Annotated in this window: 13 protein-coding genes; 6 read left to right on the forward strand and 7 right to left on the reverse strand. The window is 63.9% G+C overall.

Features of this window, described 5'->3' with window-relative positions; genetic code table 11:
• Positions 1–103: 103 nt before the first annotated feature.
• Genes BRPE64_RS15740 through BRPE64_RS15750 form a run of 3 tightly spaced genes read left to right on the forward strand, consistent with a single transcriptional unit; the run spans position 104 to position 4,918 of the window.
• Complete coding sequence (locus BRPE64_RS15740; protein WP_016354449.1) at positions 104–1,285, forward strand: isovaleryl-CoA dehydrogenase; 1,182 nt, start codon at positions 104–106, stop codon at positions 1,283–1,285.
• 11 nt (positions 1,286–1,296) lie between these two features.
• On the forward strand, positions 1,297–2,904 hold the full coding sequence (locus BRPE64_RS15745) for a carboxyl transferase domain-containing protein (RefSeq protein WP_016354450.1): 1,608 nt from the start codon (positions 1,297–1,299) through the stop codon (positions 2,902–2,904).
• 16 nt (positions 2,905–2,920) lie between these two features.
• Entirely contained in the window at positions 2,921–4,918 is a 1,998-nt protein-coding gene (locus tag BRPE64_RS15750; protein ID WP_016354451.1) for an acetyl/propionyl/methylcrotonyl-CoA carboxylase subunit alpha, read from the forward strand.
• A 28-nt stretch (positions 4,919–4,946) separates the two neighbouring features.
• Here the strand turns inward: BRPE64_RS15750 and BRPE64_RS15755 are convergent, their stop codons facing one another.
• Positions 4,947–5,474, reverse strand: coding sequence for an OmpA family protein (locus BRPE64_RS15755; protein ID WP_016354452.1), 528 nt, complete (start codon positions 5,472–5,474; stop codon positions 4,947–4,949).
• 185 nt (positions 5,475–5,659) lie between these two features.
• Between BRPE64_RS15755 and BRPE64_RS15760 the strand changes: the two genes are divergently transcribed.
• On the forward strand, positions 5,660–6,739 hold the full coding sequence (locus BRPE64_RS15760; RefSeq protein ID WP_016354453.1) for an AI-2E family transporter: 1,080 nt from the start codon (positions 5,660–5,662) through the stop codon (positions 6,737–6,739).
• Between the two features lie 48 nt (positions 6,740–6,787).
• Here the strand turns inward: BRPE64_RS15760 and BRPE64_RS15765 are convergent, their stop codons facing one another.
• From BRPE64_RS15765 to prpB, 3 genes are all read right to left on the reverse strand, one after another.
• Complete coding sequence (locus tag BRPE64_RS15765; protein WP_016354454.1) at positions 6,788–8,239, reverse strand: bifunctional 2-methylcitrate dehydratase/aconitate hydratase; 1,452 nt, start codon at positions 8,237–8,239, stop codon at positions 6,788–6,790.
• Positions 8,240–8,305: 66 nt separating this feature from the next.
• Entirely contained in the window at positions 8,306–9,475 is a 1,170-nt protein-coding gene (gene prpC / locus BRPE64_RS15770; RefSeq protein WP_016354455.1) for a bifunctional 2-methylcitrate synthase/citrate synthase, read from the reverse strand.
• A gap of 13 nt (positions 9,476–9,488) precedes the next feature.
• Entirely contained in the window at positions 9,489–10,388 is a 900-nt protein-coding gene (gene prpB / locus BRPE64_RS15775) for a methylisocitrate lyase (protein ID WP_016354456.1), read from the reverse strand.
• A gap of 169 nt (positions 10,389–10,557) precedes the next feature.
• On the opposite strand from prpB, the gene prpR reads away from it, so the two are divergent.
• Entirely contained in the window at positions 10,558–12,450 is a 1,893-nt protein-coding gene (gene prpR / locus BRPE64_RS15780) for a propionate catabolism operon regulatory protein PrpR (RefSeq protein ID WP_016354457.1), read from the forward strand.
• 26 nt (positions 12,451–12,476) lie between these two features.
• Here the strand turns inward: prpR and BRPE64_RS15785 are convergent, their stop codons facing one another.
• The 3 genes from BRPE64_RS15785 to pcaH form a co-directional block, all read right to left on the reverse strand.
• Complete coding sequence (locus tag BRPE64_RS15785) at positions 12,477–12,782, reverse strand: DUF2288 domain-containing protein (RefSeq protein ID WP_016354458.1); 306 nt, start codon at positions 12,780–12,782, stop codon at positions 12,477–12,479.
• A gap of 104 nt (positions 12,783–12,886) precedes the next feature.
• The gene (gene pcaG / locus BRPE64_RS15790; RefSeq protein WP_016354459.1) at positions 12,887–13,495 is read right to left on the reverse strand and encodes a protocatechuate 3,4-dioxygenase subunit alpha; all 609 of its coding nucleotides are present in this window, start codon (positions 13,493–13,495) and stop codon (positions 12,887–12,889) included.
• 5 nt (positions 13,496–13,500) lie between these two features.
• Entirely contained in the window at positions 13,501–14,202 is a 702-nt protein-coding gene (gene pcaH, locus BRPE64_RS15795) for a protocatechuate 3,4-dioxygenase subunit beta (protein WP_016354460.1), read from the reverse strand.
• Positions 14,203–14,317: 115 nt separating this feature from the next.
• On the opposite strand from pcaH, the gene pcaQ reads away from it, so the two are divergent.
• A complete protein-coding gene (gene pcaQ / locus BRPE64_RS15800) occupies positions 14,318–15,256 on the forward strand; it encodes a pca operon transcription factor PcaQ (RefSeq protein ID WP_016354461.1) in 939 nt (312 codons plus the stop codon).
• Positions 15,257–15,288 lie beyond the last annotated feature (32 nt).

Here is a 15,288-nt window from a genome sequence, read left to right on the forward strand (position 1 = left end):
ATTTGAGCGTGAAATTGCCCCATTCCGTGGATTTAGGCCCGGTGTGAGCAAGACTCAAATTTCAGGGCCTGCCGAAAACATCGCATTCTCGAGGAGACAACCCATGAGCAACCTACCCGGCCTGAATTTCGCGTTGGGCGAAGACATCGACATGTTGCGCGATACGCTCGCCAATTTCTCGTCGAAGGAAATCGCCCCGCGCGCGGCCGAAATCGACCACACCGACCAGTTCCCGATGGACCTGTGGAAGAAGCTCGGCGACTTGGGCGTGCTCGGCATGACGGTGTCCGAAGAGTACGGCGGCGCGAACATGGGCTACACCGCGCATATGGTCGCGATGGAGGAGATTTCGCGGGCGTCGGCGTCGGTCGGTCTGTCGTATGGCGCGCATTCGAATCTGTGCGTGAACCAGATTCATCGCAACGGCACGGAAGCGCAGAAGCAGAAGTATTTGCCGAAGCTCGTGTCCGGCGAGCACATCGGCGCACTGGCGATGAGCGAGCCGAACGCAGGCTCGGACGTCGTCAGCATGAAGCTGCGCGCCGTCGAAAAGGGCGACCATTACGTGCTCAACGGCACGAAGATGTGGATCACCAACGGGCCGGACTGCGACACGCTCGTCGTCTACGCGAAGACGGATATCGAAGCGGGTCCGCGCGGCATTACGGCGTTCATCGTCGAGAAGGGCATGAAGGGCTTTTCCGTCGCGCAGAAGCTCGACAAGCTCGGCATGCGCGGCTCGCATACGGGCGAACTCGTGTTCGAGAACGTCGAGGTGCCGAAAGAAAACATCCTCGGCGCGCTGAACGGCGGCACCAAAGTGCTGATGAGCGGCCTCGATTACGAACGCGCCGTGCTCGCGGGCGGCCCGACCGGCATCATGCTCGCGTGCATGGATTCGGTCGTGCCGTATATCCACGATCGCAAGCAGTTCGGCCAGGCCATCGGCGAATTCCAGCTCATTCAGGGCAAGGTCGCCGACATGTACTCGACGTTGCAAGCATGCCGCGCGTATCTGTACGCGGTCGGCCGCCAGCTCGACACGCTCGGCACGGGCCACGTGCGTCAAGTGCGCAAGGACTGCGCGGGCGTCATTCTCTACACCGCCGAAAAAGCCACGTGGATGGCCGGCGAAGCCATTCAGATTCTCGGCGGCAACGGCTATATCAACGAGTATCCGGTCGGCCGTCTGTGGCGCGATGCGAAGCTCTATGAAATCGGCGCGGGCACGAGCGAAATCCGCCGCATGCTGATCGGCCGCGAACTGTTCGCCGAGACGGCGTGAGGGCGCACGTCATGGCGATCATCGAATCGAAACTGAACCCGCGTAGCGAAGAATTCCGCACCAACGCGCACGCGCTCGAGGCGCTCGTCGCGGACCTGAAAGAAAAGATCGCGAAGATCGCGGAAGGCGGCGGTCAGGCCGCGCGCGATCGTCACGTGTCGCGCAACAAGCTGCTGCCGCGCGATCGTATTGCGCAATTGCTCGATCCGGGCACGCCGTTTCTCGAACTGTCGCAACTGGCCGCCTACGGCATGTACAACGACGACGCGCCGGGCGCGGGCATCATCACCGGCATCGGGCGCATTGCGGGGCAGGAGTGCGTGATCGTCTGCAATGACGCCACCGTGAAGGGCGGCACGTACTATCCCGTCACCGTGAAGAAGCATTTGCGCGCGCAGGAAATTGCGGAGCAGAACCGGTTGCCGTGCGTGTATCTCGTCGATTCCGGCGGCGCCAATCTGCCTAATCAGGACGATGTGTTTCCCGACCGCGACCACTTCGGCCGCATCTTCTACAACCAGGCGAACATGTCGGCGCAGGGCATTGCGCAGATTGCCGTCGTGATGGGTTCGTGCACCGCCGGCGGCGCATACGTGCCCGCGATGAGCGACGAATCGATCATCGTGAAGAATCAAGGCACGATCTTTCTGGGCGGCCCGCCGCTCGTGAAAGCCGCGACGGGCGAAGAAGTCAGCGCCGAAGACTTGGGCGGCGGCGACGTGCATACGCGTCTGTCCGGCGTCGTCGATCATCTCGCGCAGAACGACGCCCACGCGCTCGGCATCGCGCGCAGCATCGTCGGCAATTTGAATCGCGTGAAAGCGCCGCCGCTCGCATTGAAAGAGCCGCTGCCGCCGCGCCATGATCCGCAGAGCGTCTACGGCGTGATTCCCGTCGATACGCGCAAGCCCTTCGACGTGCGCGAAGTGATCGCGCGCATCGTCGACGACTCCGCCTTCGATGAATTCAAGGCGCGCTACGGCACCACGCTCGTCTGCGGCTTCGCGCATATCTGGGGGCATCCGGTCGGCATCGTCGCGAACAACGGCATTCTGTTTTCCGAGTCGGCACTGAAGGGCGCGCACTTCATCGAACTGTGCGCGCAACGCAAGATTCCGCTCGTGTTCCTGCAGAACATCACGGGCTTCATGGTCGGGCGCAAGTACGAGAACGAAGGCATCGCGCGTAACGGCGCGAAGATGGTGACTGCCGTCGCCACCGCAAAAGTGCCGAAGTTCACGGTGATCATCGGCGGTTCGTTCGGCGCGGGCAATTACGGCATGTGCGGCCGCGCGTATTCGCCGCGTTTTCTGTGGATGTGGCCGAACGCGCGCATCTCGGTGATGGGCGGCGAGCAGGCCGCCTCCGTGCTCGCGACGGTGCGGCGCGACGGCATCGAGAAGAAGGGCGGCGCGTGGTCGAAGGAAGAAGAGGAAGCGTTCAAGGCGCCGATCCGCGATCAATACGAGGCGCAAGGGCATCCGTACTATGCGAGCGCGCGCCTGTGGGACGACGGCGTGATCGACCCCGCGCAGACGCGCGACGTGCTCGGCCTGGGCCTTGCCGCGACGATGAACGCGCCCATCGAAGACACGCGCTTCGGCGTGTTCCGCATGTGACCCACGGATCAATGCCATGTTCAACAAAATACTGATTGCAAACCGCGGCGAGATTGCTTGCCGCGTGGCGGCGACCGCGAAGCGTTTAAACGTTGGCAGCGTCGCCGTCTATTCCGACGCCGATGCGAAGGCCAAGCACGTCGATGTCTGCGACGAAGCGGTGCACGTCGGCGGCTCGGCGGCGGCGGAGAGCTATTTGCGCATCGGGCGCATCGTCGAGGCGGCGCTGAAGACCGGCGCGCAGGCGGTTCATCCGGGCTACGGCTTTTTGTCGGAGAACGAGGAATTCGCGAACGCGTGCGAGAAGGCGGGCATCGTGTTCATCGGGCCGCCGGTCGACGCCATCCGCGCGATGGGTTCGAAAGCCGCCGCGAAGGCCTTGATGCAGAACGCTTCCGTGCCGCTCGTGCCGGGCTATCACGGCGACGATCAAAACGCCGATCTGCTGCAGCGCGAAGCGGACCGCATCGGTTATCCGGTGCTGCTCAAGGCGAGCGCGGGCGGTGGCGGCAAGGGCATGCGCGTCGTCGAGAAGAGCGAGGATTTCGCGGCGGCGCTGGCGTCGTGCAAGCGCGAGGCGGCGTCGAGCTTCGGCAACGATCGCGTGCTGATCGAGAAGTATTTGCAGCGGCCGCGCCACGTCGAAGTGCAGGTTTTCGCCGACAAACACGGCAACGCGGTCTATCTGTTCGATCGCGACTGTTCCGTGCAGCGCCGTCATCAGAAGGTACTTGAAGAGGCGCCCGCGCCGGGCCTTGCCGACGACACCCGTCGCGCGATGGGCGAAGCCGCGGTGGCGGCGGCGCGCGCGGTGAACTACGTGGGCGCGGGCACGGTCGAGTTCATCATGACGCAGGACGGCCAGTTCTACTTCATGGAGATGAACACGCGTCTGCAGGTCGAGCATCCGGTGACGGAGATGGTCACGGGCCTCGATCTCGTCGAATGGCAGTTGCGCGTGGCGGCGGGCGAGCCGCTGCCGCTCACGCAGGACGAGCTGAAGGTGCACGGCCACGCGATCGAGGCGCGCATCTATGCCGAAAATCCGTCGCGCGGTTTCCTGCCGTCGACGGGCACGCTCAAGCATCTGCGCATGCCGCACGCGGTCGAGTTTTCGCTCGACGGCGACGTGCGCGTGGACAGCGGCGTGCGTCAGGGCGACGCGATCACGCCGTTCTACGACCCGATGATCGCGAAGCTGATCGTGCATGGCCGCGACCGTCGCGATGCGCTCGCACGCATGGCGCGCGCGCTGGCGGAGTGCGAGATCGTCGGGCTGTCGACGAACGTCGAGTTCCTGCAACGCATCGTGAAGAGCGAGCCGTTCAGTGCGGGCGATCTCGACACGGGCCTGATCGAACGTCATCACGATGTGCTGTTCGCGCCCTCGGGCGTATCGCGCAAGAAGGCGCTCGCGCTGGCGTGCGCCGCGTTGCTCACGCGCGAGGGCGGCGAAGCGCACGGTCACTCGCCGTGGGATGCGCTGTCGCACTGGCGCATGGCGGGCGGCTACAGTCAGGACCTGAACTGGCGCGCGCTGGATACCGACGAAACGCTGAAGGTCGTGTTCACCAAAGATCACGACAAGCGCCTGCAACTGAACGGCGAGAGCGCGCGGTTCGACTGGTCGCATAGCGGCGCGACATCGTTCGCCGTGCAACTCGACGATGCGCTCATCAAAGGCCACGTCTTCACCGATGGCGACGTCTTCCACGTCTTCCACGAAGGCGCCGCGTTGCAGTTCGAGTGGCAGAACCTGATGGCCCACGCGGGCGACGCCGAGCACGAAGGGCGTCTCACCGCGCCGATGCCGGGCAAGGTGATCGCGGTGCTCGTGGAAACGGGCGCGACGGTAGAGAAGGGCGCGCCGCTCATGGTGATGGAAGCCATGAAGATGGAGCACACGATACTGGCTCCGTCCACCGGCAAGATCGGCGAGATTCTGTTCGCGGTGGGCGATCAGGTCGCGGACGGCTCGCAGTTGCTCGTGCTGGAGACCGCGCCGGCGGCCTAGCGACTTAGTGGCTTAGCGGCCCGGCAACCTAGCGGCCGGCTTTCGGCGGCGTGCCGAGCAGCGTCGTTTCGCTCTCGGCACGCACGAGAATTTCCACGCGCCGGTTCTGTGCGCGTCCCGGCGCGGTTTCGTTGCCGGCAATCGGCCGCAGCCAGGCCATGCCCCGGATCTTGATGCGCTCGGCCGGCACGCCGCGCGTGACCAACGCCTGCGCGACGGATTCCGCGCGCGCTTCCGACAGCTTGCGGTTATAGCCGAGCGAGCCTTCGTTATCGGTATGGCCTTCGATCAGCACCGGCCGCATGCTGCGCTTGAGCACTTGCGCGACGCGGTCGAGCATCGGCGACTGGCCCGCGCGAATTTTCGACTCGTCCGTATCGAAAAGCGGGGCTTCGGGCAGCCGGATCTCGACGCCGCCTTTGACCGGCAATGTCGTGATGCCGTACTGCGCGTTGAGCTTGTCTTCCTTTGCCCGGTCGAGGCCCGTCGAACATCCGGCGAGGAACGCTACCGTCGCGCATGCTGCGACTGCGGTCCGTGAGACATATACCGCCATTCCAGAATTCCCTGCATCGATATCGAGCTTCGATTATAGGGAGCGCAAACTGTGTCTTTGTAAAGAACATTCCGAACCTGCGCGGATTCGGAAAACGGATGAGTGGAACGGTTCCTGCGTGATTACAATGCGGGCGAACGTTTCCGATTTCGCTTTACGTGCTCATTACAAGGCTCACGCATCCTATGCAGATTCAACCGCGCAACGACACACCGGACTTGTCAGATCGCAAGCGCAAAATGCAGCGCGCGGCGTCGGCGGCGCTCTATACGGTGCTCGTGCTGATCGCGCTCTATACGGCGCGCACGTTTATTCCGGCGGTCGTGTGGGCGAGCGTGATCGCGATCGCGTTGTGGCCCGCGCTCGGCTGGCTCGAACGCCGGCCGTTGTTCAAACATAGCCACCTCGCACTTGCGATTCTGCTGACAGCGGCCATTGGCCTGCTGTTCGTGGTGCCGTTTTTTATCGTCGCGGCGCAGACCATCAACGAAGCGCACGACATGATCCGCTATTTTCAGGACGTGTTGCGTACCGGCATTCCGCTGCCCGGATTCATCGAACATATTCCGATGGGTTCGCAGCAGGTCGCGAAATGGTGGCAGGCGAATCTTGCGACGCCGCTCGAATCGTCGCCGGCGGTCAAGAACCTGCACAGCGCGACCGTCGTGGCCATGACGCGTCATTTCGGCGGGCGCGTCGTGCATGGCGTCTTTATTTTCGGCTTCATGCTGATGACGCTGTTCTTCGTGTTTCAGGCGGGGTCGCGCCTCGGCGAGCAATTGCTGGCGGGCTCGCGCCGCGCGTTCGGCGCGGATGGCGCGGCGCTCGTGCGGCGCATGGCGGCATCGGTGCGCAGCACGGTGGTGGGACTCGTCGTCGTCGGCTTGGGCGAGGGGGCGCTGCTGGGGATCGCTTACGCGGTGACCGGCGTGCCGCACGCGACTTTGCTCGGCATGCTGACGGCGGTGGCGGCCATGTTGCCGTTCTGCGCGCCGATCGTGTTTCTCGGCTCGGCGCTCTGGCTGCTCGCGCAAGGCTCGATGATCTCGGCGGCCGGTGTCGCCGCATTCGGCTTGATCGTGGTGTTCATCGCCGAGCACTTAGTGCGGCCGGTGCTGATCGGCGGCTCGGCGCGGTTGCCGTTCCTGCTCGTGTTGTTCGGGATTCTCGGCGGCGCGGAGACGTTCGGGCTGATCGGGCTGTTCATCGGCCCGGCACTGATGACGATTCTCGTCGTGCTGTGGGCGGATTGGGTGCGCGATTAATCGACGCATGCGCGAGGGAGCATCGGACGATGCTCCCTCTTGCGCGCGTCAGATCACGTACAAATCGACGTATTCATTGACCGGCATTGCTTCGAGCTGTGCCTGATCGAGCGATACCGCGAGGATCGCCTGCTGTTGCTTCTGCGGGAAACGGCGCGCCAGGTTCGTCCTGAACTTCTCGACGAGCAGCGGAATGCCGTCCGCGCGACGACGCTTGTGACCGATCGGATACTCGACTGCGATTTCATCGAGCGTCGAGCCGTCGTTGAATTCGACGGTGAGCGCGTTTGCAATCGAGCGCTTTTCCGGGTCGTGATAATCCTTCGTGTATTGCGGGTCTTCCACGCATTCCATCTTCGCGCGCAACACGTCGATGCGCGGATCTTGCGCGATCGAATCTTCGTAATCTGCGGCGGTAAGACGGCCATGAATCAGCGGCACGGCGATCATGTACTGAATGCAGTGATCGCGGTCCGCGGGATTGTTCAGCGGCCCCTTCTTGTCGATGATGCGAATCGCCGCTTCGTGCGTGCGAATCGTGATCTTCTTGATGTCTTCAACCGATTTGCCCGCTGCCTTCAGCTTGCCGTGCAAAGTCATCGCGGCTTCGACTGCGGTTTGCGAGTGGAATTCGGCGGGGAATGAGATCTTGAAGAGCACGTTCTCCATCACGTACGAACCGTACGGACGCTGGAACTTGAATTCGTTGCCCTTGAAGAGCACGTCGTAAAAGCCCCATGTTTTAGCGGTCAAAACAGACGGATAGCCCATTTCGCCGGTCTTCGCGATCAGCGCGAGACGCACGGCGCGAGAAGTCGCATCGCCTGCGGCCCACGACTTGCGCGAGCCCGTATTCGGCGCGTGACGATACGTGCGCAGCGAGTGGCCATCGACGAAAGCGAGCGAGACCGCGTTGATGAGCTCATCGCGCGTGAGTCCGATCATCTGCCCGACAACCGCCGTCGACGCCAGCTTCACGAGCAAAACGTGATCGAGGCCGACCTTGTTGAAGGAGTTCTCCAGCGCGATGCAGCCTTGAATTTCGTGCGCCTTGATCATCGCGATCAGGACGTCTTTCATCGTGAGGGCTTTCTTGCCCGAGGCGATCGCGTTACGCGAGAGCCAGTCGGCGGTGGCGAGAATGCCGCCCAGATTGTCCGACGGATGGCCCCATTCGGCGGCGAGCCAGGTGTCGTTGAAGTCGAGCCAGCGGATCATCGCGCCGATGTTGAAGGCGGCCTGAACCGGGTCGAGCTGAAACTGGGTGCCCGGCACCTTGGCGCCGTTGGGGACGATCGTGCCGGGCACGATCGGTCCCATCAGCTTGGTGCAGGCCGGGTACGAGAGGGCTTCGAGTCCGCAACCGAGCGTGTCGATCAGGCAGTTGCGCGCTGTTTCAAGCGCAAGCGTGCTGTCGACCCGATAGTTGAGAACGTAGTCGACTATATCGACGAGTACCTTGTCCGGATCGGGCCGGACGTTGGAGATGTGGCTGCTCATAATAGGTCTTTGAATGAAGAACTCCGGCCGCGTGCGAGGCCGGAGCGAATACGAAAAGGTAAGTGATCAGACGCGCGCGTCGAGCGGCTCGAATTTCAAATTCTCCGGTCCGGTGTAATTCGCACTCGGCCGGATGATCTTGTTGTCGATGCGTTGCTCGATGATGTGCGCGCTCCACCCCGACGTGCGCGCGATCACGAACAGCGGCGTGAACATGGCCGTGGGCACGCCCATCATGTGATACGAAACGGCGCTGAACCAGTCGAGATTCGGGAACATCTTCTTGGCGTCCCACATCACCGTTTCCAGCCGTTCCGCGATGCCGAAAAGCTTGGTATCGCCCGCTTCCTTCGAGAGTTTCTTCGCGACTTCCTTGATGACCTTGTTGCGCGGATCGGCGATCGTGTACACCGGATGGCCGAAGCCGATCACCACTTCCTTGTTCTCGACGCGCCGCTTGATGTCCGCTTCGGCTTCGTCGGGCGTCTGATAGCGCGACTGAATCTCGAACGCGACTTCGTTCGCGCCGCCATGCTTGGGGCCACGCAACGCGCCGATTGCGCCGGTGATCGCCGAGTACATGTCCGAACCCGTGCCCGCGACCACGCGCGCCGTGAACGTCGACGCGTTGAACTCGTGCTCGGCGTACAGATTGAGCGACACATGCATTGCATCGACCCACGATTTCGAGGGCGCCACGCCATGCAGCAGATGCAGGAAATGTCCGCCGATGGAATCGTCATCGGTTTCGACTTCGATGCGCTTTCCGTTGTGCGAGTAGTGGTACCAGTAGAGCAGCATCGAGCCGAGCGAGGCCATCAGCTTGTCGGCGATGTCCTTCGCGCCCGGCACGTTGTGATCGTCCTTCTCGGGCAGGATCGTGCCGAGCACGGAGACGCCGGTGCGCATGACATCCATCGGATGGGCAGACGCGGGAATCCATTCGAGCGCCGCCTTCAGGTTCGCGGGCAAGCCGCGCAACGCCTTGAGCTTGGTCTTGTACGCCCTCAGTTCGGCCGCGTTCGGCAGCTTGCCGTGCACGAGCAGATACGCGATTTCCTCGAACTCGGAAGTGGTCGCGACATCGAGAATGTCGTAGCCGCGATAGTGCAGATCGTTGCCGGTGCGACCGACGGTGCACAGCGCGGTGTTGCCCGCCGTCACGCCCGACAGCGCGACGGATTTTTTCGGCTTGAATGCGCCGCTCGACGCGGTGCTGTTGTCTGCTTCACTCATCGAATCGTCTCCTTCACAAGGGTTGTTTCTGCGCGGCAAAGAGTTGATCCAGCTTGTCTTCGTACGCGTGGTAGCCGAGATACTTGTACAGGTCGGCGCGTGTCTGCATCGTCTCGACGGCGGCTTTCTGCGTGCCGTCGCGCTTCACGGTTTCATAGAAGTTGAGCGCGGCGGCGTTCATCGCGCGATAGGCGCCGCAGCAGTACAGGGCGATATCGACGTTCGCGTCCTTCAGTTCGTCGACGGTGAAGAACGGCGTCGTGCCGAACTCGGTCAGGTTCGCGAGAATCGGCACGCGCACGGCGGCCTTGAAGCGGCGATAGTCGTCGAGCGTTTTCATGGCTTCGGGGAAGATCATGTCCGCGCCCGCTTCCACATACGCGACGGCGCGCTCGATGGCCGCGTCGATGCCTTCCGAGCCGGCTGCATCGGTGCGCGCCATGATGACGAACGAATCGTCGGTGCGCGCATCCACGGCGGCTTTCACGCGATCGACCATTTCGCCGGTCGCCACGACTTCCTTGCCCGGCCGGTGCCCGCAACGTTTCTGCCCGACCTGATCCTCGATATGCACGGCGGCCACGCCCGCCTTGATGAACGAGCGGATCGTGCGCGCGATGTTGAAGGCGCCGCCCCAGCCCGTGTCGATATCGACCATCAGCGGCAGCGACGACGCGTCGGTGATGCGGCGTGCGTCGATTAGCACGTCTTCCATCGTGCTGATACCGAGATCGGGCATGCCGAGCGAGTTCGCAGCGACGCCGCCGCCTGACAGATACAGCGCCTTGAAGCCGACGGCTTCGGCCATCTTCGCGGCGTAAGCGGTGATCGCGCCGACGACTTGCAGCGGCGCTTCCTCGGCGACGGCGGCGCGAAAACGCGCGCCGGGCGTGGCGGCAGGTGACTGGCTCATGTTCCGTTCTCCATTTGGGTGCGCGAGAAAAGGCAAGTTGCGGGCCATTCGCAAACGTGGCGCTAAGTCGTTGATTGCGTTGAGATGCGACCGCCGGGAAAGCCGCGTTCACGTTTCAAATTTGAAATCGGCATTTCAGTTTGGAAAGCGAGCGCGCTATCATGCGCTGATGGAAACTGCTCACACGCCGCGCATCTGGGCCATCGGCATCAGCAAACTGCGCGATCTTTATCGCGATGTCGCGTCCGAATACGACCAGATCGCCGATCTGCGCATCGTTGCGCGCGGCTTCGAGGACGCCGTCCACGACATCGAGCACGCAGGCGCGGACCGGCCCGACGTGATCGTCGCGGCGGGATCGAACGGCAGCTATCTGAAGGCGCGCACCGGCGTGCCGGTGGTGCTGGTCGCGCCGACCGGTTTCGACGTCATGCACGCACTCGCGCGCGCGAAACGCGAAGCGGACTCGGTCGCGCTCGTCACGCACGGCGAGACGCCGCCCGAATTGAAGCGTTTCTTCGCGGCGTTCGGCATGCAGGTGGAAAGCGCGTCCTATCTCGCCGCCGAGGACGCCGAAGCCTGCGTGCTCGATCTGCGCGATCGCGGCGTGAAGGCGATCGTCGGCCCCGGGCTCGTCACCGAGTTGGCGGAAGCGGCCGGGCTCAAGTCGGTGTTTCTGTACTCGCGCGCATCGGTGCAGGCGGCCATCGACACGGCGCTCGACGTTGCGCACGCGACGCTCGCCGCCACGCTCAGGCGCCGTCGTCTCGATCAGGTGCTGCAGAATCTGCGCGACGGCGTCATCGCGCTCGACGCGCAAGGCCGCATCGAAGCGCTCTCCGGCAAGATGGCGCAGCTGTTGCGGCTGAGCCCGTCGCAGGCGGTCGGGCGGCGGCTCGCGGAACTCGCGCCGGAAGTCGCGGCGGCGGTGCCGTCGGCGCCGGGCGAATCGCTGGAGACGGTGCGCGGCGCGAGCTATGTCGTGCATCGCAGCGCGTGGAGCGACGGGTCCGATGAAGCCGGCGGCGCCATCGTCACCTTTCAGGAATCGGTCGCGCTGCAGCGAATGGACCGCTCCGTGCGCACGCGGCAACGCGCGACGCAGCTTTCGGCGCGCTATGTGATCGGCGATCTGCTCGGCGAGAGCGCGGCCATCGAACGGGCGCGCGAGCGCATGCGCCGTTATGCGCGCTCGGATGCGACCGTGCTGATTCGCGGCGAGAGCGGCACCGGCAAGGAACTCGCGGCGCAGGGCATTCACAACGCGAGCGCGCGGCGCGAGTTTGCGTTCGTCGCGCTCAATTGCGGCGCGTTTCCGGAGACGCTTCTGGAAAGCGAGTTATTCGGCTACGAGGAAGGCGCGTTCACGGGCGCGCGGCGCGGCGGCAAGCCGGGGCTGATCGAGACGGCGCATCGCGGCACATTGTTTCTCGATGAAATCGGCGAAATGCCGCTGCCGCTGCAAAGTAGGCTGCTGCGCGTCTTGCAGGAACGCGAAGTCGTGCGGCTCGGTTCAACGGAGCCGCTGCAAGTGGATGTGCGCATCGTCGCGGCGACGCATCGCGCGCTGACCGAGCGCGTGGAGAAGGGCGAGTTTCGCGCCGATCTGTTCTACCGGCTCAATATCCTGAATCTAGCGCTGCCGCCTTTGCGCGAACGCGCCGCCGATATTCCGCTGCTCGCCGCGCATTTGCTCGCGCAGGCGCGCAAATCGAACCCTGACACGGCGATGGCATCGCTCGAACCGGTGCTGGCGCGCCTGTCGACGTATCGCTGGCCGGGGAACGTGCGCGAATTGCAGAACGTGATCGAGCGGATCGCGGTGGAAATGGAGCATGCGCCGGGCGAGCCGCTGACGCCGGCGTTGCTCGAGGAAATCGCCCCGGAAGTCGTGACGGCTGAAACCGTCGATCAGGCGGACTTGACGCTAAAAGAACGCGCGAAACGCACGCAGGCGGACGAAGTGCGCGCGGTGCTCGACGCATTCGATGGCGATCGCGAGAAAGCATGCGCCGCGCTCGGCATCAGCAAGACGACGCTGTGGCGCAAGCTGAATCAGTGAACCGCACGCGTCACGCGGCAGGCCGGTCAGCCGCGCTCCTGCACGCACACCCACGGCGAGAGCACGACCGCCCACAGTTCGGGATCGCGCGCGGCGACATCGGCGGCGGTTTCGGCCTGCATGCGTTCGATCAGGCCGGCGGAAAGCCATTGGGTGACCTGTTGCGTGTCGTCGTTGGCGACGGCTTCCGCAACACTCACGAGATCCAGGTCGCCCTTGACCCAGATGAGCACGCCCTTCGCGAAGAAGCGTTCCAGTTCGGGCCAGCCGATCTGGGCGGTTTCACCGAGGAGCTTGGCATAGAGCGGGCTGGGCGTTGATGCGTCGGACATGGCGTAAAGCGGTAAAAAGAAAGCGTCCGACACTATAACGCAGTGCCGGACGCCTTCGTTTCAAACGACTGCCAAACGACTGCCAAACGACTGCCGCAAGAGGCTTACAGGTCGAAGAAGACGGTCTCGTTCGGACCGCGCAGATGGATGTCGAATCGGTAGATCGTGCCCGACGCGCCCGGCTTGGCCGATCCGCCCGCTTCGCGCTTCGCGAGCAGCGTATGACGGCGCTCGGCCGGCACGCTTTGCAGCACGGCGTCTTTCGCGTTGGCTTCGGCTTCGTCTTCGAAGTAGATGCGCGTGTACGAATGCAGCAGCATGCCGCGCATCAGCACGATGACATCGAGATGCGGCGCGGAATCGTCGGCGGTCTTGCCGGGCTTCACCGTGTCGACGATAAAGCGCAGCTTCGGATCCGTGCCCGTGCCCACGCGGGCAAAGCCGCGAAAGCCCGACTCGCGCGCTTCCTGCACGCTCTGCACGTAGCGGCCGTTGGCATCGGCCTGAGCGACTTCGATCAGCGCGTCGTTGATGGGCTTGCCTTCGGCGTCGAACACGTTGCCGACGACGGCGATATGCTCGCCCGGCACTTCACGGTCCGCCGCCGATGCGGTGAAGAGGCTCTTCAGGTCGAAGTTGTACTGCTCGGGCACGAGGCCGTAGGCGAAGTACGGTCCGACGGTCTGCGAAGGGGTTTGATTCAGCTTGGTCATGTGGGTCACTCCGTCGGCGTCTGGTCCGGGCCGCGCAGCACGATGTCGAATTCGTAGCCGAGCGCGTAGTTTTCCTGCGTGGTATCGATCGAGAAACGCGACACGAGACGGTGCCGCGCATGCTCGGGAATGCCCTGGTAGATCGGATCGAGTTCGAGCAGCGGATCGCCTGGGAAGTACATCTGCGTGACCAGACGCGAACCGAAGTACTCGCCGAACAGCGAAAAATGGATGTGATTCGGACGCCAGGCGTTGGGGTGATTGCCCCACGGATACGCGCCCGGCTTGATCGTCATGAAGCGATAGCGGCCTTCGTTATCGGTCAGGCAGCGGCCCGCGCCGAGAAAGTTCGGGTCGAGCGGCGCATCGTGCTGATCGGCCTTGTGGACATAACGGCCCGCGGCATTCGCCTGCCACACTTCCACGAGCGTGTTGCGCACCGGACGGCCGCCTTCGTCGAGCACGCGGCCCGTCACGATGATGCGCTCGCCGAGCGGCTCGCCATTCTTGGCGGCGTTGCGGGTGAGGTCGGCGTCGAGCACGCCCAGATCTTCAGCGCCGTAGACCGGCACGCGGCGGTTGCGCAGGTTTTCCTTCAACGGAATCAGGGGCAGGCCCGGGCTGCGCAGCATCGACGACTTGTAGCCCGGCGACAAATACGGCGGATGGGATTCCCAGTCGCGCGGCGTGAGGATGGGGGAGGTCATGTCGACGTGTCTCCTGTATTTGTGAAGTTGATTAGGATGTTTCTGACGGCTACTTTATATAACGACGCAAGTTATGGAAAATGATGTTTTGTGCCATCTTGCATAACGGATCGTCATGGATACCGACTTCACCAACACCCGCGTCAAGTTCCGGCATCTGCAGTGTTTTCTGGCCGTCACGCAGCTTGGCAGCGTGCAGCGCGCCGCCGACAGCTTGTCGATCACGCAGCCCGCGGTATCGAAAACAATCGGCGAGCTCGAATCCATTCTAGGCGTGCGGCTGTTCGAGCGCGGGCGGCGCGGCGCGGTGCCGACGCGCGAAGGGCGTTTGTTCGCGCCGCATGCGAGCGCGTGCGTCGCGTCGCTGCGCGAAGGCGTCGACATGTTGCTGCGCGAGCGCGGCGACGTCCCGGGGACGATCGCGGTCGGCATCCTGCCGACGGTCGCGCCCGTGCTGCTGTCGCCCGCGCTGGCATCGTTCCGGCAGCAGTGGCCGGCGGTGTCGCTGTCGGTGTGGACGGATTCGAACGCGCTGCTGCTCGAAAAGCTGAAGGCGGGCGATGTCGATCTCGTGGTCGGACGCCTGTCGGAGCCCGAGGCGATGCACGCGCTCTCGTTCGAGCAGATTTATCGCGAGCCGCTCGCGGTGGTCGTGCGGCGCGAACATCCGCTCACGCTGGAGACGCCGCTTACGCCCGCGTTGCTCGCGCGCTTCGTGATTGTCGTGCCGCCGTTCGGCACGCTGATCCGGCAGTCGGCGGAGAGCGTGCTGACCGCGTTCGGCGCGCATGCGCTGACGGCGCTCGTCGAAACCTTGTCGGTGTCGCTCGGTCGCTCGCTCGCGATGAACAACGACGCCGTGTGGTTCGTGCCCGCGGGCGCGGTCGAGCAGGACATCGCGCTCGGCTTGCTCACCGCGCTGCCGATGCCCTTCGCGGGCACGGACGAGCCCATCGGCCTGATTCGTCGGAACGATTCGGCGCGCACGCCGGTGGAAGAAACGCTCGTCGATGCGTTGCGCGAAGCCGGACGCTCCCGCGCCGGGCGCAAATGACCGGCTGTGCGGTCGGCGCGCAAGTTGCTGAG

The organism is Caballeronia insecticola, from assembly GCF_000402035.1.
In the GTDB taxonomy this organism is placed as follows: domain Bacteria; phylum Pseudomonadota; class Gammaproteobacteria; order Burkholderiales; family Burkholderiaceae; genus Caballeronia; species Caballeronia insecticola.

What these genes read in the sequence shown, in the direction of transcription:
- BRPE64_RS15760 (WP_016354453.1), top strand. Translation starts at nt 5,660, where the DNA reads ATGCAGATTCAACCGCGCAACGACACACCGGACTTGTCAGATCGCAAG.
- pcaQ (WP_016354461.1), top strand. Translation starts at nt 14,318, where the DNA reads ATGGATACCGACTTCACCAACACCCGCGTCAAGTTCCGGCATCTGCAG.
- BRPE64_RS15765 (WP_016354454.1), bottom strand. Translation starts at nt 8,239, where the DNA reads ATGAGCAGCCACATCTCCAACGTCCGGCCCGATCCGGACAAGGTACTC.
- pcaG (WP_016354459.1), bottom strand. Translation starts at nt 13,495, where the DNA reads ATGACCAAGCTGAATCAAACCCCTTCGCAGACCGTCGGACCGTACTTC.
- prpR (WP_016354457.1), top strand. Translation starts at nt 10,558, where the DNA reads ATGGAAACTGCTCACACGCCGCGCATCTGGGCCATCGGCATCAGCAAA.
- prpC (WP_016354455.1), bottom strand. Translation starts at nt 9,475, where the DNA reads ATGAGTGAAGCAGACAACAGCACCGCGTCGAGCGGCGCATTCAAGCCG.
- BRPE64_RS15740 (WP_016354449.1), top strand. Translation starts at nt 104, where the DNA reads ATGAGCAACCTACCCGGCCTGAATTTCGCGTTGGGCGAAGACATCGAC.
- pcaH (WP_016354460.1), bottom strand. Translation starts at nt 14,202, where the DNA reads ATGACCTCCCCCATCCTCACGCCGCGCGACTGGGAATCCCATCCGCCG.
- BRPE64_RS15750 (WP_016354451.1), top strand. Translation starts at nt 2,921, where the DNA reads ATGTTCAACAAAATACTGATTGCAAACCGCGGCGAGATTGCTTGCCGC.
- prpB (WP_016354456.1), bottom strand. Translation starts at nt 10,388, where the DNA reads ATGAGCCAGTCACCTGCCGCCACGCCCGGCGCGCGTTTTCGCGCCGCC.
- BRPE64_RS15785 (WP_016354458.1), bottom strand. Translation starts at nt 12,782, where the DNA reads ATGTCCGACGCATCAACGCCCAGCCCGCTCTATGCCAAGCTCCTCGGT.
- BRPE64_RS15745 (WP_016354450.1), top strand. Translation starts at nt 1,297, where the DNA reads ATGGCGATCATCGAATCGAAACTGAACCCGCGTAGCGAAGAATTCCGC.
- BRPE64_RS15755 (WP_016354452.1), bottom strand. Translation starts at nt 5,474, where the DNA reads ATGGCGGTATATGTCTCACGGACCGCAGTCGCAGCATGCGCGACGGTA.